Origin of the sequence: Flavobacterium hydrocarbonoxydans (genome assembly GCF_009789235.1) — a bacterium.
Taxonomy (GTDB): domain Bacteria; phylum Bacteroidota; class Bacteroidia; order Flavobacteriales; family Flavobacteriaceae; genus Flavobacterium; species Flavobacterium hydrocarbonoxydans.
The window spans coordinates 1-6,436 of sequence record NZ_WSTB01000025.1; the positions used below are offsets into that span (position 1 = coordinate 1).

Consider the following 6,436-nt stretch of genomic DNA (forward strand, 5'->3'; position numbering starts at 1 on the left):
AACCTGTAACAGCGTCTATAATGGTAGCATAATAGTTTCCATCTGCCAAAGCATCTGTAGCAAGTAATGGTGTAGTGCTTGTAGCACTGCTGTACCAAACTGCTGTAGCTGGTGTTACTGCAATATCCGCAACTGTTGGCGTATCTTCTAAACAGAAATCTTGTGTAGCCGATGTTGTGGTTGGTGTACCCGGATCGTTGACTATTATCGCAGCTGTTTGAAGTGCTCCTGCATTATTTTCGCAAGTTGTATCACTGGAAACAGAAACATAATAAGATTTAGGACTCATCGCTATAGTTAAACCTGTAGCAGTCAAAACTCCTGAAGAATTTACTGTATATGTAACACCACTAATAACAGCGTTGTTTACAATAGGCTGAGTTCTATTTGCATCTAAATACCATAAGAATTTTGCATTCGTTAATGCAGGTGCCGTTGGTGTTAAGGTAGCTGTATCTCCCAAACAAACTGCTGTATCATCCACTGAAATATCATTTTCATCAGAAGGACGTAAAATGGTGAATGTAATTTGTTTTCTGTCAGCTTCCTTGGTTTCACAAAATTCAGTTCCGCTCACACCAACAAAATAGGTGTAAGTACCCGGCGTTAAACCTGTAACAACTAATTGAGGAGTTGTTTCACCAGCAATTAATTGACTTGTTGTTCCATCAAAACTATACCAGTAATAAACCGGACTTGTTAATGAAGGTGTTCCACTTAAACTCGTTTCTAAAGTAACTGTTCCGCCTGGCAAACAAATTGTAGTGTCTGTAGCTCCATCTAAAGTAATATCTGTTAAGGCATTTTCCGGACTTGACTCTCTAACCTCAACAGTTATTTCTCCTCTGGAGAAAACTTCACAATCAAAACGAACAGGTTGTACATAATATTTATAAGTACCTGCTGTTAAAGAAGCCGGAACAGTATAGGTATCTCCGCTTACTAAGAGATTTCCTCCTACCGGTGAATCATACCAATTATATGTTGAACAAGATTCTGATGGGACCTCAAGTGTAATAGCTGTTCCCGGACAAACGACGATTTTATTATCAGGATCACTTCCTGTGATTTTTGTGTTGGCAAATCTTTCAATAGTATGAACTCTTAAAAATTCTAATACTCCTGCTACTCCTCCAAAACTGATTCTTACTCTGTCATATATTTCTGGTTGAGAAGATACAGATACACTTAACATAGTATTTCCCGGTAAAACTCTTAAAGATAATAATGAACTTGAATCATCAATTGGAGCTCCTACAGCAACGTTTCCTAAGAAAGGCTGAATAGTAAATCCTTTTATTAGACTAAGATCTAAAAGAGCCGCTGGTTTCGAAAGTACAATTCTTAAACTATCACTTGCAATAGATGGTGTTTTAAAAGCTACTGTCAGATCTGCAGCAGCAAGAACCCCTAAACCACTATACATAGTAGCATAAGTACTAACATCATTATCAACTGCATTGAAAGCATCACTCACCCCAACTGTGGCATTTATTACACCAAGACCTGTTCTTCTGGCACCATAAAATACATCCTGAACATCTCCTGGTTGACAAACAATCTGAGGAACTTGTTGGTTATAATAAGCGTCAAAAACTTTTGTGCTTTGAATAACACTTACAAGTGATGCAGATTGAATTCGGATTCCATCATAATCTTTTGGACCTGTACCATCTGCTGGTACAAATGTAAATTCGAATGTATTTTCTCCGGATAATAAATTCACTAATGATCCTGAAACAGATTGTAAGGATCCAATATCTATCGGATTATTTGAACCATCACGTTTTGTTCCAACCACAGTTAAATTTTGGCCTAGCGCTACTCCGCTATATTCAGAACCCAGCTTAATTGTTACTGGAGTTCCTTTTGTAATTGTTGTTGGCCATTGCAAATTTTGCCAGGTTGTTCCAATTCCTAAAATTCCTAAACCAGTTGTAATAGTTGAAGCCGTTTGTGTATCTCCGTCGATAGCATTAGCACCATCAGAAACACCACCTGTTATATTGGAGTCTGAAGACTGAATACTAGCATATACTCTTTCTGTTAATAAGGCACAATTTGCCGGATCAACAACATTTATAGAAACAGTCGCACTAGTTGAACAATTTGCGTTACTGGCTACAGCTGTATAAGTATAAAAACCAGCAGTTGTAAGCGTTACATTAGCAGTTGTAATTGTTCCTGCTGTAGTTGAAGGTAAAACATTTCCTAGTGAATCGTACCATACCACAGTACTGTTTGAATCTGCTTCTAATGAAACAGAATCGCCAATATTAACAACTTCTGAATCTGTTGTTACATTCAGACTCGGTAACGGATTAATCGTTACTGCTACTGGTAGAATAGCTGATGGACAAGCGTTTCCGCTACCCTGAGCCTGAATTGAGTAAACACCATTTACTGTTATATTAGCTGCTGCAGCTTCTGTTATAGGAGTATTTGCAGGATCAAAAAAGGTATAAGTAATTGTGTCATCATAACCTACAATCGCATCTTTCAGGTTTACTTTGGTACAAGCTTCTAATGGAGTTACCACTAAAGGAGTAACTGTTGGATAAACTACTGTTACTTCTTTTAATGTATTAGCATCATTTTCACAATTGTCATCATTCGTTACTGAAATATAATATTGATAAGGAGATCCTGCTGCTGTTAAATTTGTAACAGTTAATGCAAAAGTTACAGGATCGATAGCATAATCTTCTCCTACAGATCCCGAACCGCCGTTTAGTATTTCAGTTGCTTTGGTCTGATCTGTATAATATTTAAATACTGGATTTAGTAATGTTGTTGTAGGTTCTAAATTGACCTGGCCATTACATAAAGCTGTTATATTACTATCAATTTCCACATCAGCATCAGTTGGCAATGGAGAAACTGTAACCGTAACTGGCTGACGAACACTATTTTCGCAAGTACCAGTATTACGGGTTGCTTCTAAATAATATGTTGTAGTAACAGATAAAGTACCTGTATTATAGGTTTCATTAGGTGATATTTCGTTTCCTCCACTAGCTGCATCATACCATTTGAATGTTTCAGCTGCAGCCGGATCTGATGTGGCTGTCAAAATGGTACTTTGACCTTCACAAATAGGAGAAGCATTACCTGAAATACTAGCTTCTTTATATCTAAAGGAAGCTCCATAAATATCCAATTCTCTCAATACTGATAAAGTTCCGCCCAGCCTAACCTGAACACCCGTAAAATCAGCTCCCGCAGCAAAACTGGCTCTAAAACGCCCGCCTCCTAAAACCTGAACACTTAAAAGTGAATTGTCGATAGCAATTACATCTCCGTTATAAGTTACACCATTATAACTCTCTAAAGTAATATAAGAAAGTAATCCAATGTTTACTAATCCTGATGGAATTCCTAACTCGACGTCTATAATATCGCCACTTAAACCCGGACTTGCAAAATCAAGGTTTTGTTGTACATATCCACCTAGACCAACAAGCGCCTGAAGCGTAGTAGCCGTACTATTGTCTCCGTCAACAGATAGTGTTGCTGTACCAGGGACTGCGCCACAACTTAGACATAAAACTCCATCATTAGTCACCAGTTGATTATCAGCTTGCAGACAGCTTGTTATGGGTTTATTTACAATAACTGTAACAGCCGTTCTGGCTGAATTTATACACCCAGAAGTAGTATTACGAGCCTCAATATAATAAGTTGTATCAGCAAATAATGGGTCCGTCTCGTAAGATGTTCCAGTTGTCAAAAGATTTCCAAGAGTCGGAGCATCATACCAATCATATTCTACTCCAGCTTCAGGAGTACTAACTTCTAATAAAGCTGTTTGTCCTGATTGGATAGTTACAGTTGGTGATGCTACAATTGGTGCTAAAGGAGTCGGATTTACAGTAACATTTACTAAAGTACGGGTTGCATCCGTACAACTTCCAATACTTGCTTCCACGTAATAACTAGTATTTGTTGTCAAAACAGGAGTTGTAAAAGAATTGCCAGTAAATAATAAATTTCCGGCTAGTGCCGAATCGTACCATTTATAAGTTGTCCCCACAACAGGAGCCTGAACATCTAAAGTAGTTGTGGTTCCGCTACAAATTGTAGTTCCTGTGGCCGCTATAATTGGTGCAATAGGATTATCTACAGTAATTACTATTGGAAAACGTTCACTGTTCAGACAGCCATTACGCGTAATCTCATAATAATAGGTAGTATTCGCCGTTAAGGCTGGAGTTGTATAGCTTGTTGTTGTAGCTAATGAATTTCCGGCTGTTAAAGCATCAAACCATTCAACTGTTTCTCCTACGGTTAAATTAGGTGTCAAAGTTGTTGTTTCACCACTACATAAAGCAATATCTCCTGTTACTGTTGGTGTTTTAAATTTGTAACTGGCTTCATAAATATCTAATCGGGTTAAAACTGTTGCTAATCCGCCCAATCTTACTTCGACACGATCAAATGCAGCTCCAGCTACAATACTAGCTTTAAAACGATTTCCTCCAAGCAACTGAATATCAACTATATTATCAATCGAAACCCGATCATTATTATAGGTCGTTCCGTTATAGGTAGCCAGAGTAATATAACTTAAAGCACTTATATCCAACAATCCACCTGGCTTTTCTAATTCTACCTCGACAATATCTCCTGCTCTTCCAGGATTATTAAATCGAAGTGTTTGTTGTATCCAACCATTAATTAAACCTACAGGAACCGAAAGTTCAGCTGCAGTTGAAGAATCTCCATCTACAGAATCATTTGGATTATTTGCATTACATAATAAGCAAAGTCCGTTTAAATTTGTCTGTTGGCTATTCGCTTCTAAACAACCACCCAATGCTGCCGGCAGAGAAGATAATGATGCACCTCCGCTCGGTACTGAATACCAATTGTATGTTGTTCCAGAAATCGGATTGATTACAGACAAAGTAGTTGACTGAGTCGCTCCACTAGAACATATAGCTGTTCCAACACTACTTATTACAGGTGCAATAGGATTAGGAACCGTAATTACAACAGGAACACGTTCGTTACTTTCACAACTTCCTACTCTGGTCACTCCTATATAATACGTTGTATTAGAAGTTAAAACCGGAGTCGTATATGAATTTGCTGTAATCAAAGGTGTTGTTGAAACCGCTGAATCATACCATGCTATGGTTGTACCAGCAGCTGGTGTAGCGGTTAATGTAGTTGAATTTCCAGAACAAAGCGTTTGGTTTAATCCTCCGCTTACAGTAGGTTTGGCAAAATCAAGTCGTACATCATAAATCCTAAAATCAGTAAGTACCGTAACGGCGCCTCCTAATAAAAACTGAATTTGATTGGTATCAGCAGTTATCTTAAATTTTATTAAACCAATAGTATTACCTGGTAACAATGCCAGATTAAGCAATGGATCATTCACTGCGATACTACTCCCAACGGCAGAACCGTTAAACCTTGCCTGGATTCTGGCAGTCGATAATAAAGATAGATTTAGTAAACCACTACCACTACCTATATAAACCGCGACTTCATCACCAGCTTTAGCCGTTTGATTCAGAGTTAACGTTTCCTGAATCGTACACAATACTCCGACATCTGTACTCAAAGTAGCAAAAGTCGATAAGCCTGCACTATCAAAGGCTAATCCCGGATCGGTGATACTGTACACGCAAATACCAGAAGCTCCATGTGTTTCAGAAATGGGTCTGCAAAAGGTTTGCGCCAAAGCATTATTGCACAAAAGCAATAAGAACAGTAGCCCTAATAATCGCTTCATACAGAAGAGATCAAAAATTTGTAATTTTTTTTTCATAATTTGGAAGATTAGAAAATGGACAATAAAATACCTGCTGGATTAAGTACGACACCTATTCCAAAAATTAAAATATTAATAATCAACTAATTAAAACTTATTATAGAACATACGTTCCGCAATAAATTTTATTAGAACTCAATTAAAAATCCGTAAATAACTTCATGCTGTTTTGGTTTTAAATAAAACAAAAAATACCTGCTGCCCTATTTTTATCAAATAAGACATGACTGCGTAAACGGTAGAAAACTGAAAAATCAATTTCCCAAAAAAAGAGTGATTTGTCGTAGATTTTTTCTAATCAAAGAAAATTAAAGTTGATAGATAAAGGGAGGTAATATAAATCTATAAACCAGGGTTATAGACATCTTATTTACGCTTGATTAGGGCGTAAGCGTTTCAACTAACAAAATTGCCGATGACAACCCTGCGAGAGAAATTTATAACGAATGGGTTTATGATGTAACTTATTAAAAAGAACTTTAAATAAGTCGGCTTGAGAATTAAAATTAAGAGAGGATAGCCTTAGCTTATTTTTACTAAAAAGCAAAATAAACATTTTCAAAATGAAATAGCCACCTAATGTAAACTGGATGAATAAAGTAATTGTAAAATCCATAAGCATCTTATTTAATTTACTATTGTAAAACGAAAAAA

1 protein-coding gene is annotated in these 6,436 nt (G+C 37.0%); it reads right to left on the reverse strand.

All coding sequences use genetic code 11. The features are described from left to right. On the reverse strand, positions 1-5,779 hold a 5,779-nt coding region (locus GON26_RS21420; RefSeq protein ID WP_449404280.1), incomplete at its 3' end, for an immunoglobulin domain-containing protein. Positions 5,780-6,436 lie beyond the last annotated feature (657 nt).